General features: G+C 36.0%; 22 protein-coding genes. 6 read left to right on the top strand and 16 right to left on the bottom strand.

Annotated features, from left to right (window positions below; genetic code table 11):
* Positions 1 to 76: 76 nt before the first annotated feature.
* From A6M14_RS12850 to rplM, 7 genes are all read right to left on the bottom strand, one after another.
* Entirely contained in the window at positions 77 to 811 is a 735-nt protein-coding gene (locus tag A6M14_RS12850; protein ID WP_152875563.1) for a hypothetical protein, read from the bottom strand.
* A 79-nt stretch (positions 812 to 890) separates the two neighbouring features.
* A complete protein-coding gene (locus tag A6M14_RS12845; RefSeq protein ID WP_152875562.1) occupies positions 891 to 1250 on the bottom strand; it encodes a roadblock/LC7 domain-containing protein in 360 nt (119 codons plus the stop codon).
* Positions 1251 to 1573: 323 nt separating this feature from the next.
* The gene (locus A6M14_RS12840) at positions 1574 to 2221 is read right to left on the bottom strand and encodes a hypothetical protein (RefSeq protein ID WP_152875560.1); all 648 of its coding nucleotides are present in this window, start codon (positions 2219 to 2221) and stop codon (positions 1574 to 1576) included.
* A 16-nt stretch (positions 2222 to 2237) separates the two neighbouring features.
* Positions 2238 to 2666: a ClpXP protease specificity-enhancing factor gene (locus A6M14_RS12835; RefSeq protein WP_152875558.1), complete on the bottom strand. Its 429-nt coding sequence runs from the start codon at positions 2664 to 2666 to the stop codon at positions 2238 to 2240.
* Between the two features lie 8 nt (positions 2667 to 2674).
* Complete coding sequence (locus A6M14_RS12830; protein ID WP_152875556.1) at positions 2675 to 3328, bottom strand: glutathione S-transferase N-terminal domain-containing protein; 654 nt, start codon at positions 3326 to 3328, stop codon at positions 2675 to 2677.
* 181 nt (positions 3329 to 3509) lie between these two features.
* Positions 3510 to 3896: a 30S ribosomal protein S9 gene (gene rpsI, locus A6M14_RS12825; RefSeq protein ID WP_152875554.1), complete on the bottom strand. Its 387-nt coding sequence runs from the start codon at positions 3894 to 3896 to the stop codon at positions 3510 to 3512.
* Positions 3897 to 3908: 12 nt separating this feature from the next.
* Positions 3909 to 4337 (bottom strand): 50S ribosomal protein L13, encoded by a 429-nt coding sequence (gene rplM / locus A6M14_RS12820; RefSeq protein WP_152875552.1) that lies wholly within the window; start codon positions 4335 to 4337, stop codon positions 3909 to 3911.
* Between the two features lie 311 nt (positions 4338 to 4648).
* Here rplM and pdxA point away from each other — a divergent pair, with 311 nt between their 5' ends.
* From pdxA to A6M14_RS12800, 4 genes are all read left to right on the top strand, one after another.
* Positions 4649 to 5617, top strand: a complete 969-nt coding sequence (gene pdxA, locus A6M14_RS12815; RefSeq protein ID WP_152875550.1) for a 4-hydroxythreonine-4-phosphate dehydrogenase PdxA — start codon at positions 4649 to 4651, stop codon at positions 5615 to 5617.
* 19 nt (positions 5618 to 5636) lie between these two features.
* Positions 5637 to 6449, top strand: coding sequence for a 16S rRNA (adenine(1518)-N(6)/adenine(1519)-N(6))-dimethyltransferase RsmA (gene rsmA / locus A6M14_RS12810; protein WP_152875548.1), 813 nt, complete (start codon positions 5637 to 5639; stop codon positions 6447 to 6449).
* Positions 6450 to 7301, top strand: coding sequence for a symmetrical bis(5'-nucleosyl)-tetraphosphatase (locus A6M14_RS12805; RefSeq protein ID WP_163121237.1), 852 nt, complete (start codon positions 6450 to 6452; stop codon positions 7299 to 7301). It abuts the gene before it with no gap.
* A 120-nt stretch (positions 7302 to 7421) separates the two neighbouring features.
* Entirely contained in the window at positions 7422 to 8261 is an 840-nt protein-coding gene (locus tag A6M14_RS12800; RefSeq protein WP_152875546.1) for a hypothetical protein, read from the top strand.
* Positions 8262 to 8323: 62 nt separating this feature from the next.
* On the opposite strand, the gene A6M14_RS12795 is transcribed toward A6M14_RS12800, so the two are convergent.
* The 6 genes from A6M14_RS12795 to A6M14_RS14350 form a co-directional block, all read right to left on the bottom strand.
* Entirely contained in the window at positions 8324 to 8770 is a 447-nt protein-coding gene (locus A6M14_RS12795) for a DUF2147 domain-containing protein (RefSeq protein WP_152875545.1), read from the bottom strand.
* 174 nt (positions 8771 to 8944) lie between these two features.
* Positions 8945 to 9391 (bottom strand): DUF2147 domain-containing protein, encoded by a 447-nt coding sequence (locus A6M14_RS12790; protein ID WP_152875543.1) that lies wholly within the window; start codon positions 9389 to 9391, stop codon positions 8945 to 8947.
* Between the two features lie 85 nt (positions 9392 to 9476).
* Positions 9477 to 10151: an LrgB family protein gene (locus A6M14_RS12785; RefSeq protein WP_152875541.1), complete on the bottom strand. Its 675-nt coding sequence runs from the start codon at positions 10149 to 10151 to the stop codon at positions 9477 to 9479.
* Positions 10152 to 10161: 10 nt separating this feature from the next.
* Positions 10162 to 10533: a hypothetical protein gene (locus tag A6M14_RS12780; RefSeq protein ID WP_152875539.1), complete on the bottom strand. Its 372-nt coding sequence runs from the start codon at positions 10531 to 10533 to the stop codon at positions 10162 to 10164.
* A gap of 35 nt (positions 10534 to 10568) precedes the next feature.
* On the bottom strand, positions 10569 to 11909 hold the full coding sequence (gene hflX / locus A6M14_RS12775) for a ribosome rescue GTPase HflX (protein ID WP_171522133.1): 1341 nt from the start codon (positions 11907 to 11909) through the stop codon (positions 10569 to 10571).
* 71 nt (positions 11910 to 11980) lie between these two features.
* On the bottom strand, positions 11981 to 12115 hold the full coding sequence (locus tag A6M14_RS14350; protein WP_267313480.1) for a hypothetical protein: 135 nt from the start codon (positions 12113 to 12115) through the stop codon (positions 11981 to 11983).
* Positions 12116 to 12320: 205 nt separating this feature from the next.
* On the opposite strand from A6M14_RS14350, the gene A6M14_RS12770 reads away from it, so the two are divergent.
* Entirely contained in the window at positions 12321 to 13103 is a 783-nt protein-coding gene (locus A6M14_RS12770) for a lysophospholipid acyltransferase family protein (protein WP_152875537.1), read from the top strand.
* A gap of 19 nt (positions 13104 to 13122) precedes the next feature.
* Here A6M14_RS12770 and A6M14_RS12765 read toward each other — a convergent pair whose 3' ends face one another.
* Positions 13123 to 14682: a phospholipase D family protein gene (locus tag A6M14_RS12765; RefSeq protein WP_163124557.1), complete on the bottom strand. Its 1560-nt coding sequence runs from the start codon at positions 14680 to 14682 to the stop codon at positions 13123 to 13125.
* Between the two features lie 179 nt (positions 14683 to 14861).
* On the opposite strand from A6M14_RS12765, the gene A6M14_RS12760 reads away from it, so the two are divergent.
* Positions 14862 to 15872 carry a metallophosphoesterase gene (locus A6M14_RS12760; protein WP_152875534.1) on the top strand — a complete coding sequence of 337 codons (1011 nt, stop codon included), beginning with the start codon at positions 14862 to 14864 and terminating at the stop codon, positions 15870 to 15872.
* 62 nt (positions 15873 to 15934) lie between these two features.
* Here A6M14_RS12760 and A6M14_RS12755 read toward each other — a convergent pair whose 3' ends face one another.
* Together A6M14_RS12755 and trhA are read right to left on the bottom strand one after the other, a co-directional pair.
* A complete protein-coding gene (locus A6M14_RS12755) occupies positions 15935 to 17248 on the bottom strand; it encodes an MFS transporter (protein WP_171522154.1) in 1314 nt (437 codons plus the stop codon).
* Positions 17249 to 17386: 138 nt separating this feature from the next.
* The coding region (gene trhA, locus A6M14_RS12750; protein WP_171500291.1) for a PAQR family membrane homeostasis protein TrhA at positions 17387 to 17751 on the bottom strand (365 nt) is incomplete at its 5' end.

The raw sequence follows: 17751 nt of genomic DNA, 5'->3' as shown, positions 1-17751 counted from the left end.
CTGCTAATTCAGCACATATCATAGTTCCAGCAAAAACAATTTTGTACTGTTGGATGATCATTGAGAATCCTCATGTTTATAAATGCAATTTTTTTCTTAAACTACTAAAAAAATCTTTGATAAAGCCAACATCTTCATCTTGTACTTTCTGAGTGGGCGGGGTGTAATGCTTATCCCAGATATTAATTTTCTCAACATTATTTATTGTAATATTTGCACCAATAAACCGTCTTACTAAATGAATTGGAATGTTTAATTGGCTTGCAATAGTGGAAATTTTTCCACCTTGGATAAAGCAGGCTGTTAGCTGAAATATTATTTTTTTATTTTCTAAGTCAAAGGGCTTTGGCCAGTAGTTGATTTTGAAATGTCCATCTTCAGGGCAAAGTGGAATGGAGAGGTTTTTACTATTCCAAAATAGATTCCAAATCCAGTCATTTAAAATGAGTGTATTTTTTCGATCAACTTTAGTAAGCGCATTGGTTGTCGCAACTTCACAATTAAAATTGAAGTCAGTTTCAAGGCTATTTCTAGATGAATTGACCCAAACTTGATTTTTTTCTAATTGGATGACTGCCAATGTACCTAAGCTGTCGAATAAATGAAGCTTAATATCTTTATGAGTTTTATATAAGTCATCAAAAAAATTAGATATTCTTTCTATATCATCTTCATGGTTTTCGAAACCAATATTGCTTGGAATATTCATGTTTGAATTGAGAACTTTTTGATTTGAAGAAAGATCTTTAATGGCGTTTTTTTTTGGTGTGAGTGGATTGAAATATATAGTGTTATAAGTTCCTATGTTCATAATATTCCACCTTTAAAAGCAAGTAATGGGGAAATAAAAGCCCCTTATAATGTTTTATAAAGGGCTTAAGTATTTTAAATTATGCAAAGTCTAAACCTTTCTCATAACTTTTGAGTTCATGACGAGCCATCGCTAAGTTTGCTTTAGCACGATCAAGTACTAGATATAAGAACACATTCTCATTGTTCACCAATGGGCGAATAAGATGATACTGCTTACCGAGTGTAATTAAGATGTCTTCAATAGTGTCGTTTAAGTTTAAGGCTTGAGCTACACGACGTTTTGAGCGAACTACTTCGGTATTACCTGCAGCTGCTAATTCTAAGTCAAGATCACCTCCCCCTTGAGTAGCTAATGCTAAGCCGCTCTCGCCATCTACTAATGCAGCAGCGTAAAATCCGTCAATACCTGTTAATGATTCTAATGATACTTTAGCCATGTTATTTCTCTCTTTTTTATAAATAATATTGCTACTTTTGATAGGAAATCATTAAGTAGACTTCTATTTATAGAGAATAAGTTAGAAAGATCAACGTATTAATTTTTATATATTTTTGATTAGAAAAAAATGAGATTTAATTTAGTGATAGTTTTGGTCAATTGCTTTGAGATCTATTTAACCTTTTAGGTAAAATTTTGTATCTTTTTTAGTAAAATTGAAATATCTATGATGTTATAAATGAAATTGTAACTATTTGTAAATAGCGTTTGTTTCATTAATTAAAAAGACCACGTAAAAGTGGTCTTTTATAAAAAACATGCTTATGCAAAAACACTACATAAAGCTTGAGCGAGAACCCAAAGAATAATAATAGCAACAATAGGTTCTAAAATTTTAGCCCAAGTTGGTACTACAGTTTCAGTTGTAACTTGAACGTCATCTGCATGAGAATGATGTTGAACCATTTGATTGAACTCCTTCATTGTTGAATCTAATGATATATCTTCTTGGTTAATTGGTTTAGAACCTCTTAGTTCTATTAGTCCATTTGTTGACCAAACCCAATCATCCGCTTGACCAGAAAGATGTTCTACCTGACCAATAATGAGTTCTTTTAACCCTAAAATTCCGTAATTACCTGTTTTTTCGAGCTGTTGAAGCTCTTGAAGTTGAAGTAATACCATCTCTGAAATGCTGTACTCAAGTTCTGTTTTGGCAAGCTTAGATTCATTATGTATAGAGGTTGTTAGGCTATGCGCAATTTCTTGGATGTATAAAGGATCGAGGTTATGAATTTCTTGAAATTGTTGCTGCCCATTGTCTTGCCAAAGCGTAACAAGTTTACCTAAAACAAGTGTATTAACTTCTTGTATGTATTGGTCGCGTAAATCACAATCATATTTGTTCAAAAAAGGTGTTTTTTGAATTTTTATTTGATTATTAAAGTATTGGACTAAATCAAAAGCCATTAATACACTCCGAATGTTAGTCTAGTAGTTTTAGACTTGGTTTTTTCTTGGTTGTTTCAGTTTTTTCTTTAGTGTTTGATTTTAAAGCATCTTGATTATTATTGATATGCTCATATTCATTTGCATCAAAGAATAAACCTTGTCCATTTTCACGAGCATAGATACCTATTAATGCTTGAAAGGGAATGTAAATATCTCTAGATACACCACCAAATCTAGCAGAGAAACTAATTGCATCGTTACTCATATTAAGTGCGTGTACTGCATGAGGGGCTGTATTTAATACAATTTGTCCATCTTGAATAAACTGCTCAGGTACTAATGTATTCGGTTGCGTCGCATCAACCATCAAATGTGGGGTTAAGTTGTTATCACAGATCCACTCATACATTGCGCGTGTTAAATATGGGCGAGTAGGGGTTAAGTTTAATTCTGGCTCAGACATAATATGACCTAAATATTTTTCAGTAATTCACGGTAATGGTTTTTTTCCTGCATAGTCAGTGACTTTATGAAAGCAGGTCGCTTAAATATTCGTTGCATATAAAGTAATATTGGTCTGCAATGCTGTTGAGGTAAATCAATTCCCATACTTTTTAAGCGTAAAAAAATCGGGGCAAGCATGCAGTCTAAAATTGTAAAACTTTCAGACATGAAATAAGGGTAATGCTGAAATAAAGGTGTGAGTGATACAAGAGTATCTTTAAGCTGTTTTTGCGCTTTTAAACTTGATGCTTTATCAAAGCTATCTGGATGTCGAAGCATGGTATCTGCAAGTTTCAACCAATCTTGTTCAAAACGCCAAATATATTGACGTTGTTCGGCTCTGGGCATTGGTGCATCGGCATAGAGTTTATTTTGTCTATAGCGATCATCTAGATATTCTGAAATTATACTTGTATTGAAAAGTTTTAATTCATTTTCAACGAGCATAGGTAATTGGTTATATGGGTTTAAGCTTGCAACATCTTCGTCATCATCTTCAACTAAAATGAGATGATATTTAATTTGTTTCTCAGTAAGAACATAACGAATCCAATGAGAGCGAAAGTCATCTGCATGACTGTATAGCGTAATTCCTTGGAGTGGTGCAGGCTCGACTGACATATTTCACGGCAATAATAAGTTAATCAGATAGGATACTAAAAATAGAGTATAAAATCACGATGCTGTTAACGAATAAAATAAAGAAAATATTGTGCAGACTTTATAGTGTGGATTCCTAAATTTTAACAATAAAAAAAGCCTTGGAAAATCCAAGGCTTTTTTGTCCGATTCGGTAAACGAATTAACGTTTAGAGAATTGAGGACGTTTACGTGCTTTACGTAAACCAAGTTTCTTACGTTCAACTTCACGAGCATCACGAGTAACGAAACCAGCTTGACGAAGAGCAGATTTTAAAGTCTCGTCAGAAGCGATTAGTGCACGAGTAATACCGTGACGAATAGCGCCTGCTTGACCACCAATACCACCACCAGCAACAGTGATGTAAAGGTCGTATTTGTTAGTCGCTTCAAGAAGTTCAAGCGGTTGGTTAACAACCATACGAGCAGTCTCACGACCGAAGTATTGTTCTAAAGAACGGTTGTTGATTACGAGTTTACCAGTACCAGCTGATAGGAAAACACGTGCAGTTGCGGTCTTACGGCGACCTGTACCATAGTTAGTAGCCATGTGCTGTATCCCTTAGATGTCCAAAACTTGTGGCTGTTGAGCAACGTGCGGATGCTCAGTACCAGCGTACACTTTCATTTTTTTGATCATTGCGTAACCAAGAGGACCTTTTGGTAACATACCTTTAACAGCTTTTTCTAAAACTGCTTCAGGTTTGTGAGCGATTAACTTTTCAAAGTTAGTCTCACGGATACCACCAGGGAAACCAGTATGGCGATAGTATTTCTTATCGTGAGCTTTTTTACCAGTCACAGTAATTTCTTCAGCGTTAATAACAACGATGTAATCGCCAGTGTCAACGTGAGGAGTATAAGAAGTCTTGTGCTTACCGCGTAAACGACGAGCGATTTCAGTCGCAAGGCGACCTAAAGTTTTGCCAGAAGCATCAACAACGTACCAGTCGTGTTGAACTTCAGCTGGCTTAGCGCTGAGAGTTTTCATTAAACCACTACCTATTATAGTTGGTTTGGACTATGGAATCTGTCCAAACTAAAGGAGACGCGATTCTAAACGATTAAGTGAAGAATCACAAATGAAAATTAGAATTTCAAGCGCTGTATTCTAGTACTAAAATCATATATGTGCAAAGAATAATCTTTATGATTTTGTAATATTAATCGACACAAATTACATTAATCGATATTTAGTTGAAAAAGTGATTATTTTCATCTTCTTAAAGCTTATTCTGTTGGACGCTTAATGAAGATGTATAATAGTCATTATTCAGTTTTAAAAAAGAGATTGAGGCGCGTATGCATCCTCTATATATAACAAGTGGTGAACCCGCAGGTATTGGTCCTGATATTTGTTTAAGCTTGGCAAATCGAGTGGATGAACGACCAATCGTGGTTCTTGCTGATAAAGAGTTGTTAGAAGTACGCGCTGAGCAATTGAAGATTAAAATAGATCTGATTGAGTATGTTGGACAAGAGTATTCATCTGCAAAAGGTGAGCTGTATGTTGAACATATTCCTGTACATGAAAAAGTTGTTTTGGGGCAATTGAACCCTAAAAATTCAGCTTATGTTCTAGAGCAATTACGTCGTTCTGCTGAGTATGCAATAACGGGTAAAAGTGTTGGCGTTGCCACAGCACCTGTTCAAAAGTCGATTATTAATGATGCTGGAATTCATTTCAGTGGCCATACAGAATATTATCAAGAATATGCAGGCGTGGAACGTGTTGTGATGATGCTTGCAACGAAGTCTTTACGCGTAGCACTGGCGACAACACATCTCGCTTTACGTGATGTTCCCGATGCAATCACCAAAGAAAGATTGCATCAAGTGATTGATATTTTAATTCATGATTTAAAAACAAAATTTAAGATAGAACATCCAAATATTCTTGTCTGTGGTTTAAATCCACACGCAGGTGAAGATGGTTATTTGGGTATGGAAGAGATTGAAGTCATTAATCCAGTACTTGAATCTTATCGTTCAGAAGGTATTCACATGAGTTTAAGTTTGCCTGCGGATACCTTATTTACCCCTGAAAATTTAGAAGATGCAGATGCAGTTTTAGCGATGTATCACGATCAGGGCTTACCTGTGTTAAAATCTCAAGGATTTGGTGAAGCCATTAATATTACTTTAGGCTTGCCGTTTATTCGTACATCTGTAGATCATGGTACTGCGCTCTCCCTAGCGGGTACTGGACAAGCAAAAAGCTCTAGTTTGCATGTTGCTGTCGATTTAGCACTAGATCTTGCACGTCACTAATTCACGTTGGAAAAATTTTATGTATCAAATTAATGCCTTAAACCCAAAAGACGAAGGGCATCAGGCTCGTAAACGATTTGGTCAAAACTTCTTACATGACCAACGTGTCATTGCCAAAATTGTGCGTTCAGTGAACCCACGTCCGGGTCAAAATATTTTAGAAATTGGTCCTGGTCTTGCGGCTTTAACATCGCCTCTTATTGGTGAATGTGATGCCTTGACGGTGGTCGAGCTTGACCGTGACTTAGCTGCGGGCTTACCAGGTCGTGTACCACATCCTGAGCGTTTAACCATTATTGAAGCGGATGCGTTGCGCTTTGATTATTCGACTTTGTTTGAAGAAGGTCGTCCGCTACGTGTGGTGGGAAACTTACCGTATAACATCTCGACACCACTGCTTTTCCATCTCTTAGAATTTGGTAGCAAGGTGCAAGACATGCACTTCATGCTACAAAAAGAAGTTGTTGATCGTATTACTGCTGCACCAAATACTAAAGAATATGGTCGTTTATCGGTGATGATTCAGTATTTCTGTAAACCAACATTCTTATTTGAAGTACCACCAGGGTCATTCAATCCTCCGCCAAAAGTAACATCTGCGGTGTTCCGTTTAGAACCTTATGATGTAAAACCTATTGTTGCCAATAATGAAAAAGCTTTAGCGCGTTTGGTTGGACATGTATTTACACAGCGTCGTAAAACTTTGCGCAATAGCTTAAAAGGTATGCTAGTTGAAGATGGTTTTGAAAATGCAGGCGTAGATCCTATGGCGCGTCCTGAAACTTTGACATTGGCACAGTTTGTTGCACTATCGGATCAAATGGTGGCTTAAGTGACACGTTCAACTGTTCGATATAATTATGTAATCGGTGATGTTCAGGGTTGCTTTGAAGCGCTGAAAGCTCTTTTAAAAGAAATTCAGTTTGATGCAGACCAAGATTTTATTTGGTTTGCAGGCGACTTAGTTGCTCGGGGTGAAAACTCGGTTGGTGCAATTCGATTTATTAAAAAACTGGTTGATCGTGGTGTTGCTGCAACAGTTTTAGGTAATCATGATCTGAATTTATTGGCAGTTGCGCGTGGCATTAAAAAAATCAAAGAGAAAGACAATACGCAAGATGTGATTAACGCTTTAGAAAGTGATGATCTTATTGATTGGTTGCGTAAGCAACCTTTGTGTTTATTTCCAAATGATCAAACGGTTTTAACGCATGCAGGTATTCCAACCAATTGGACGGTTGAACAAGCGGCACAATATGCCAAAGAAGTTGAAGTTGTAGTAGGACATGACGATTTTGCCGTGGTTGATGCTTTTTTAGAAGAAATGTATGGCAAAGAACCAACACTTTGGTCTGAAAACCTAAAAGGTAATGAGCGTTTACGTTGTATCACCAATTATTTAACCCGTATGCGCTTAACCGATGCAGAAGGTCGCTTGGAATTTAGCTTCAAAGATGCTTTAGATGAACCAATGCCTGAAGGGTTTAAACCATGGTTTCAATTTGAATCTCAATCCGCAAAAACACATCAAGTTATTTTTGGACATTGGGCCGCACTTGAAGGGCAGACAATTTCAGAAAACATTCAAAATGTAGATGGTGGCTGTGTTTGGGGAAATAATCTTCTTGCATATCGTTTAGAAGATAAAAGGATGTTTGCTGTTCATAATCCGATGTTTTCGTAATATTAATTTAAACGATTATAAAAAAGCCATGTTATTACGTGGCTTTTTTATGGATAAATATATAAAATTAATAAAGTTTTGTAGTGATATAAAAAATTAAAAATAATTGGAAAAAATAAGATGTTAGAACTAGAAGATTTAAAAAACTGTTACCCACTTGTTGTGACACCAAGTCATGACGGTAAATATTTTCACAACTATTTAATATCTTTATTAAATTTTCAGAGTTTAGCCATGAGTATTGGCATGCCTTTGCAGTTTTATTTGATGAGAGGTGAAAGTTTAATCACAAGAGCAAGAAATAATGCTGTAGCTGAATTTCTTGCAAATAAAGAATGGACACACTTATTTTGGATTGATTCTGATATTGGGTTTGATGCAGATGCAGCTTTAAGACTTTTAAGCGCTGATTATGATGTTGCTGCGGGTGTTTATCCGTTAAAACGTGAAGATTGGCCAAGTGAGGGTTTGCCACAAAAAATGACCGAACATGATTTTATCAATCATTATCAAAAATATCCGATTAATGCTTCAAAAAATAAAGATACAAACAAAGTTCAATTAGAAGTTATGGATGATGGCTTTATTGAGTTAAGTGAAGCACCCACTGGATTTATGGTGATCAAGCGCTGTGTTTTTGAAAAAATGATGAAGCAATATCCAGAACTACAATATGTAAGTGACTCCTTTGAGTCTAAGAATCAGGGGTTACATTACCGATTTTTTGATGTGATGGTTCATCCTGAAACTAAACGTTATTTATCTGAAGATTATGGTTTTTGTTATTTATGGGAAAAAATGGGGGGGAAAGTTTACGTAGATGCGAAATCAAATTTAACCCATCAAGGGTCAAAACTATACTCAGGAAATTTTGCAAATTCGATTAAAACAAATTTAGCAAATGCAGTTCCTGCTGAGGTCGGAACTCCAATGGAAATTATTGGTATAGAAAACCTTTAGCTTGTTTTATAAATAAAAAGCCACGTGATTACGTGGCTTTTTATGATCAAAAATTGAATAAATTATTCTTGGCGAATCCAAGTTTGACTACGACCAATTGCGGAAATACCAATGTAACCACGAAGTGTTAAGCGTTTTCCTGTATTGTTAAGTTTTGCTTTTGCGCTATAAATTTTACCTGTTAAAGGGTCAATTACACGTCCGCCATCATAGTTGTTTTCAGAAACATTTTTTAAGCCTTTTAAAACATCCATGCCTAAGATGGGTTGGTTGGTATAAGGCGCAGGGCAGTCTTTACATTTTTCTTGCGGTACATAGCCTGGACGTGGGGTAACTTTTATAATTTTTGCAGTGTAAATATTGTTTGGGTCTTTGCGAATTTCAAGAATGGCTTTAGATGTCCCTGTTTTATCATCAATTTGTAGCCATTTACCTGTAATATCATTTGCAAATGTATGTGCGCTTAAAAGCAGTGCAACTGCACTTGCTACAACGAATTTAATTTTCATATCAGATTCCTTTTGATAGAAGATAATTGTTATTTTGTAATCAATAAAATATAGTATTGCTTGTTATTTAGTCAATATATAATATTATAATATTTAAGTGATTTTGATTAAAAATAATTTATTTATTCAATCATTAGCACCATGAAAAAAGCCACTTCTGAAAGTGGCTTTGTTTTATTCTTCTTTTAACCAAGTTTGACTACGTCCTAAAGCTGAAACGCCAACATACCCTCTTAAAGTTAAACGTTTTCCATTGGTACTTAATTTGGCTTTGGTGCTATAGATATTGCCAGAAAGTGGATCAATAATTTTGCCATGAGAGTATGTGTTATTTCCTGTAAATTTTAATCCTTTTAGAACATCCATACCTAAAATAGGTTGATTGCTATAAGGTGCAGGGCATTTCACACATGTCTCTTTTGGGCTATAACCAGGTCTTGGCGTAACTTTGATAACTTTTGCAGTATAAGAACCATTTTTTTCTTTGCGCATTTCAAGAACAGCTTTAGATGACCCCGTTTTATCATCAATATTTTTCCAAACCCCTGAAATATCTTCAGCAAATGCTAGATTTCCAAATACAGAAAAAACAAGTGAAGTTATAGGCACAAGCACTTTCATTTAATAATCCTTTTTTACGTGAAAGTTAATTTATTTATAATATGTTTTATCTTTAAATAAAACAATAATTTAAAAGAAATAATGCTTATGTGCTTTGTAGGAATAAAATAAATGTTGGTAGCCATATTGCTGTAAATACAGCATTAACAGCCATACCAAAAGCAGCATAGCGACCTGCAACACTTCCGCGTTGCCATGCTTGAGCGGTACCAATGGCATGTGCTGCAAGACCTAAAGCAAGACCAGAAGCTCTTTCATCATTGATATTTCGTAAAATAAAGGGCGAAAAGGCAGCGCCAATTACACCCGATAAAATAACGATAAGAATCACTAAGCTAATAGGTGCTTGTAAAAGGGTCGCAATATTAATAGCAATAGGTGTGGTTACTGCTCGAGTGGCGAAAGCCATAATATCGGGGCTAGCCATATGTAATAGATATGCAAGACCCATTGGCAAAGCAACAGCACTTAAACTTGCGAAGACCAATATGCCCAAAATACCTTTTAAAGGTAAATCATCATAACGCATGGCTGCCAATGGAATAGCAAGCGCAACAGTGACATAACCCAATAAGTTATTGAATATTGGATTAGCATTTTCCATATATTCTTCATAAGGAAGTCCAAAAATGAACAGTAACCCCATAATAAAGAACATACCAAAAACAATGACAGGCACTTGAGGAATTTTTCTATTACATGGTTTGGCAAGCATGTAAGCAATAAAAGTAATGATAAAAGCGTAGATAATTCCAATCATTTTTATTCTCCTATAACCAACGCTTGGCCATTTTTGCGTAAACCCATAGGGGAATAAGTGTGCTAACAAACAGTATGATAAGAAATGCTGGAATTTTATCACCCATGTGCGCCATCATCAGTAATGAACCTGCACTAATTGGTAAAAAGGCAAAAGCACTTTCTTTCATAATTTTGTTATTGGTATCGACCAGTCGAATGGGCAGTGAGCCAAATTTTCGCCATAGGAAAAGAACAATAAGTAAGCTAATTAAGCCAACTAAATTTCCAAGTTCAGGATGGTTGAATTGTGTAGTAATCCAGAGTGCAGATTCACGAAATCCAACAATCATTAAAATTGTTCCAACCCATGCAGTCCAATCAATACCTTTTATAAATTCCATTTAATTTTTACTTTTAATCCGTTATTAATCAAGTTTTAATCTATTTCTTCCTGAATTTCAAATTCTTCTAGTTTTCGTTCGAAAATTTTAGCTTTTTCGCCCAATATTTCACCAATTGGTAAATGTGCTTGCTTAATTAATTGCTCAATTTTGTGCGGTGCCATAATCACATGAAGATGCAAGTTTCCTTCATCATCATAATTTTCAGATTGAATGACATTGAGCGCATAAAGTTGGGTGCGTAATTTTCCATAAGATGGTTTAAGTGTTAATTCAAAGCTTTGAATATGTCCCATGAGCGCTTCATGAACGGCTTTTTTAAGTAAGTCTAAGCCTTTACCACTATGGGCAGAAACATATACACGGTCTGGTAAATGTGGTTTTGAATAGATGATTTTTGCATCTTCATCTGATTGATCAATTTTGTTATAAACCCGAATAACGGGCACATCTGCACCAATTTCAGTGAGTACTTTTTCAACAGCTTCAATTTGTTCTAACATGTCTGGACTGCTTGAATCAATCACATGAAGCAATAATGTGGCTTCTAGTGTTTCTTCAAGTGTCGCTTTAAATGAATCGACTAAAGAATGTGATAGGTTTCGAACAAAGCCCACTGTGTCTGCAAGTACGAGTTTACCAATACCATCCCAATCTAAACCACGCAGTGTTGGGTCTAGTGTGGCAAAGAGTTGGTCGGCTGCATAAACATCGCTATTTGCTAGAATATTGAAAAGTGTAGATTTCCCTGCATTGGTATATCCCACCAAAGAAACCGTTGGAATAGCTGCTTTTTGTCGTGCTAAACGACCTTGTTGTCGCGTTTGTTTAACTTTCTCAATTTTACTTTTGAGTTGTCCCATACGAAGTTGTAATAAACGACGATCGGTTTCTAAAAGTGTTTCACCTGGACCACGTAAACCAATACCACCTTTTTGGCTATCTAAATTGCCACGGCTACGAATCAGGCGTGAAGCTAAATGTTGAAGTTGTGCAAGTTCAACTTGCAAACGACCTTCGTAAGTTCGGGCACGCTGAGCAAAAATATCAAGAATAAGTTCAGTTCTATCGACTACTCGGCATTTCATAATTCTTTCTAAATTACGTGCTTGAGCAGGGGTGAGTGCATGATCAAAAATAACGAGGTTTGCTTCTCGTTCTTCGACAAGTTGAGCAATTTCTTCTGCTTTACCTGAACCGATAAAGAGTTTTGCATCTGGGCGAATACGTTGTGCTTGAACATGTTCTAAAATTTCGGCACCCGCAGATTTTGCGAGAAGGAAAAATTCATCCGCATCCAGATCATCGAGCATTTGTACAATGACGCTTACGAGAATGACTCGTTCACCTACTTGATGTTCTGTTAAATCTATCACTCAGCCGAATCTCTACAAATACAATAAAGTTATATTCTAGAGTATATCTGTTAGGTGTGCTGTGCTATTTCTTAAAGCGCTGCAACAAAGAGATGAGCAAAAGTAATGATGGCGCCAAAATACAAAATACAGCCCCCAAGAATGAATTGTAGAGCAGATAAATAGCTTGTAGCATTTTGAGGTTGATCATTGTCTTGAGTGTTCATAGAAATCGCTTTAAATCTATTAATTCGATAGAAATATAATATTTAATTTGATTGCTGAATTAAAATTGATAAAAATGATTTTTGTGTTCGTTTTTTATAATCGATGCAAGTTGATGGTGAAAAGTATAAGATAATGCCAAATAATGATGATGCTGAACGTGACCATCTTATTGACCCTGCAACTTCAATAAATTAAATATTAAATATGAATGCAATTTCTAAATTTTTTCTCTATTCAAAAAAGCTTGTAACAGGTACTGCTACTGTTCTTCAGGGTTTTTATTTGGTTTATCGTTATGGTTTATATAAAGATCCAAATAACCCGAAGAATACGCGTTATGTACAGTATTTTTGTCGAAAGCTATGTCGTGAATTTAATATTGAAGTCAAAGTACATGGTGAAATTCCACGTACGCCTGCTTTATGGGTGAGTAATCATGTTTCATGGTTAGATATCGCTGTATTGGGTTCGGGCGCTCGTGTTTTCTTTTTGGCTAAAGCTGAAATTGAGAAATGGCCACTTTTAGGTAAACTTGCAAAAGGTGGCGGAACTTTATTTATTAAGCGTGGTTCTGGTGATTCGATTCGTATCCGTGAGCAAATTGCAGAATTTTTACAACAAGATATTCCTGTATTATTTTTCCCAGAAGCAACCACAACAGATGGAACACGAATTAAAAAAGTACATGGTCGGATTTTAGGTGCTGCAATTGAAGCGCAACGTCCTGTTCAAGCTTGTGTGATTTGTTATGTGAATCAGAATGGCGAGCAAGATATGGTCGCGCCGTATATTGGTGATATCGGCTTTGCAGAGCATGTAAAACAAGTGATTGAAATGCCAAAAGTCACAGCACATTTAATGGCTTTAGCTCCAATTTCTGTTGAAGGTCATACTGTTGATACTTTAACGGCATTGGTTCAGCAGAAAATGATAGAAGGTTTGGCGACATTGCAAAAAGAAGTTGTAACATCGCCATCATCAAGCTAAAAGCACATCAAACTCAATACTACATAAATCCTTCAAGTGGCAGCCACGAAACAAATTTCAAGGCTGCTTTTTTATACCATTTTAACTTGGGTTCTTTGCGTAAAGTTTCAATTGAACCATCTTCTTTTTTGAGTCGCCAATTAATGTTATTTTTCGAATCTAAAACAAGTTTATAGGCATATTTGGGTAAGTTTGTATCCATTGTTTGATGAACTGTGCGTGCTAAACTTGGGCTATTCAGTAAAACACCAATTTCCGAATTTAAATAAGATGATCGTGGATCAAAATTAAATGAGCCAATAAACACTTGTTTTTCATCAATTGCCATTAGTTTTGCATGCAAGCTTGAACGGCTTAGACCTTTTAATTTAACTTTGGCTCGATTTGATAATTCTTCGGTATTTTCATATAAATTTGTTTGAAGAGGCGCATGTAAAAACTCATAAAGTTGAACATGATTATCTAAAAGTTCTTGTCGATATTTTGAATAAAATGCATGTACAACAGGAACATCATTGGCTTTAAATGAATTTGTTAAAACACGAACATGTACACCAGATTTTGCTAATTCACTGAGTTTTTCTGTGCCTTGTTTTTCTGGTACAAAATAAGCAGAAATAATATCGACACTTTTTGCAGGCTCTTCTAAACGGTTAAGTAACTGAAAATTTAAATGTTCTTCTTTAGATGCTTTAGATTTAATTTTACTTGGCGAGTCACTTACAACTTCTGCACGCACCCAATCGAACTGAATATTGTTATTGAGCCATTGTTCAAATGCTTGAGAACGATAGGCTAAATCTAAATAGTTTTGAACGGTTACTTCTTGATAGTGTTGTTCAAGTTGTTGCTTTAAACCATCGTAACGTAGTGTGTAGTGCCTTGGGTTGACTAGTTGCTTAACAGGATATGCATAGTCATCGTTCCAATATTCATCAAATGAGTGAATAATTTCATCCGATGCTGCGCCAGCCAAAATAACATCGACATCGGAAAATTGATAATTATCACTGACGTTGTAATATTGGTTGCTCATGTTGCGCCCACCAATAAGCGCAAGTTGATTGTCGACAATGAAGCTTTTGTTATGCATTCGTCTGTTAATGCGCTTCAAATCCAAAACCATATCCATTGCACGGTAGTGACGGAAACGATAAGGGTTGTAAAGTTTGACACTGATATTTGGGTGTTGGTCTAGTGCTAAATAAATGCCTTCCATACTTTTTGCATTGTTATCATCAACCAATAGACGAACTTTCACGCCACGATCAGCCGCGTTTATAATGGAATGTAGGGCAAGCGCACCTATTTTGTCGTTATCCCAAATGTAATATTGTAAATCTAATGTTTTTTCAGCACGATCAATAAGATGAATACGTGCCGCTAATGCTTCAAGAGGATCATAAAGCACGTGATAACCCGTTAAATTTTTATTTTTTTCACGTAAAGGTTCAATTATTTTTGCAAGTGATGTTGTAGATGTATTGATATCAAATGCATTTTGAATGGGTTGTGGAAACTGTTTTGGAAGTGTTGAACATGCAGGAACTCCAACCACAAGTGTACTCACGAGTAGAATTTTGGCGAATGCGCTATAATTCGATTGATGAATATTGTGTTGATCTTGCAAGTGAAAATTCCTTGTAGTTCTATATAAAAATATAATGGAAAAAAATTGGTTTGAGTATAGTTCTCAGCTGTGAAAAGATAAAGATAGGTGACGTAAGAATAACGTCAAGGAAAATATAGAGAATAAATATGTGGGATCCAAGTTCAATGATTATATATTTTTATATCGTGATGGGTCTGCTTGCCATTTGGAGCATTTCTCAAGCATGGGTGAGTCAGGCAAATACTGAAACAATTCATCCATTTAAAGCTTTTGTTCATTTACTTGCATTTTATTTATCTTATTTACTTATTCCTGTTTTTATTTTTAGTCTTTATGCAGGATATGTTGGATATTACTCTATTCACGAAACCATCTTCATTGTATTGGTGAGTGGTCTTTTAATTTATGCTCGATTTATTGAACCATTTTTTATTAAAGTTCAAACAACAAAATATCAAATCAATCCAGATCAGGCTTTAAATAAGTCTGTAAAAATTGCACTCATTGCAGATTTACATATTGGTTTATTTTCAGGACACGAACGTCAACTCAAACTTATTGTCGATAAAATTAACCGTGAGCAACCGGATTTAGTCGTGGTTGCAGGGGATTGGACGTATGAACCTGAAAATAAATTGGTCGAAGAGCTAACTGTTTTAAAAGATATCCAAGCACCTGTTTATTCGGTGAATGGCAATCATGATGAACAATATCCAGGACCACCTATTCAAGAACTTCTTGCAAATGCATTATCGCAAAATAATGTAGTTGATATTGAAGGTCAAATTGTCGATTTTGATGAGTTTCGATTATTGGGGGTTGGGGATTTATGGGCGGGTAAAACCGATATGCGGTATATGCCAGATTTACCGCAAGATAAACCGTGGATCATTCTTTCGCATAACCCGGATACTGTAGATATGGTACCTAAGCTTCCAACGAGACCGCTCATGCTTTCAGGGCATACGCATGGTGGACAAGTGGAACTTCCGTGGCTAACCGATTACATCATGAAAAAAGTGTCGATTTTAGGACATAAAAAAGGGCTGTATCAGCATGAACATGCAGATGTTTTTGTGACTGTAGGAACTGGTATGGTGGGTGTACCCTTTCGTTTTCGAGTGCCGCCAACCATTGATATCATCGAATTGCATTAATGAATAAATAGAAATAAAAAACCAGCATCATGTGCTGGTTTTTTATACTTAAATATAAGCAATTAAACTTGGTTGTTTACATCATCATGTTTTGTTTCACGAATAAGCAAGAATGCTAAAAGTGAAAGAATTGATGCAGCTGTTAAGTAGTAACCTACAGCATACAAGCCATAACCTGTCGCAAGTTTAGTTGCGATTAATGGCGCAAAAGATGCACCAAAAATACCAGCTAAGTTAAAAGTAAGTGCAGAACCTGTATAACGTACTGAAGTCGGGAAAATTTCAGAAAGTACTGTTCCGATAGGACCGTAAGTTAAGCCCATAATTGCAAGACCAATACACAAGAATAAGAACACAACGATTGTGCTACCAGATTCGAGCAAGTCTGCAAAGAAAATACCAAAAATAGCAGAAACTACGCATACACCAATAGATGTTGCTTTACGACCAAATTTCTCTGCAAATACAGCAGAAAGAGGAATGAATGCAGCAAAACAAAGTGTTGCAACCAATTGAAGTTTTAAGAATTCTTCACGGCTATAACCGAGCTTTGTTGTTCCCCATTGCAATGCAAATACTGTTGTAAGATAGAACACAACGAAAGTACAAATTGCAGCAATCGTACCAAGTACAAGCATACGAGAATGTTTTTTAAATACTTGTACAAATGGAACGTTTACTTCTTTTTGTTTATCTAAAACTTTTTGGAAAGCTGGTGTTTCATGAAGTTTTAAACGAATCCACAAACCAACAATTACAAGTAAAGCACTTGAAATAAATGGAATACGCCATCCCCACTGCATAAAGTCTGCTTCAGACATGAAGTGACCAAGCGTTAAGAATGAGCCTGTCGCTAGAATAAAGCCAATAGGTGCACCCAATTGAGGGAACATACCATACCAAGCACGTTTGCCTTCAGGCGCATTTTCTGTTGCTAGAAGAACAGCACCAGACCATTCACCACCTAAGCCTAAACCTTGACCTAAACGGCAAAGAGCAAGTAAAAGGGGTGCGAAAATACCAATTTGTGCATATGTTGGAAGTAAACCAATACAAACAGTTGAAATACCCATGGTCAATAGTGCGGCAACAAGCGTTGCTTTACGTCCAATTCTGTCACCTAAGTGTCCAAAGAGTGCAGCACCAATTGGGCGAGCAATAAAGGCAATAGCGAAAGTAGCAAGAGATTGGATTGTTGCAGTCATTGGATCTGTACTTGCAGGGAAGAACAAATGCGGGAAAATGATGACAGCAGCAGTTGCGTAAATATAAAAATCGAAGAATTCGATTGTCGTACCCACTAAACTAGCAGTAAGTACGCGAAATTTTGAATTTGTTGGTTGCTGAGCAGCAGCAGTATTCGAAGACGACATGATAGACCTTACACTTACTAAAATTAAAAAAACTTAGTTTTAAAAGCGTAATCTTTTTAGAAAAACGTAATTTCTTAAAAAAACAACGGCAACCTTCTCAATTCGACTTGCTCAGGGTCACTGAAATGAAGAATGAGATGATTAAATCACGTAAAGATAGATAGACAGAAATTGTGATCCTGCGCCTATCAATACAAAAACATGCCAGATAGCGTGTGTGTATCTTACTCTTTTTAATGCATAAAACAATGCACCAATGGTATAAGATAATCCACCAATGATTAAAAAAGTGAGCGCATCTTTACTTAGGAAGCGTTGCATATCGTCCATTACAAGTACTGCAAGCCAACCCATGACCAAATAGGCAATTAGTGAAATTTTTTGAAAACGATGAATGAATATTAACTTGAATAGTGTTCCTATTAGCGCAATCACCCATAAAGCAATTAATAAATATTTTGCTTTATCGGTTGGAATGGCAATGGCTAAGAACCTATCCAGAATAT

Origin of the sequence: Acinetobacter portensis, from assembly GCF_009372215.1 — a bacterium.
GTDB lineage: Bacteria > Pseudomonadota > Gammaproteobacteria > Pseudomonadales > Moraxellaceae > Acinetobacter > Acinetobacter portensis.
The sequence above is the reverse complement of the archived record's forward strand: the minus strand, read 5'-3'. Positions and strand labels throughout refer to the sequence as shown.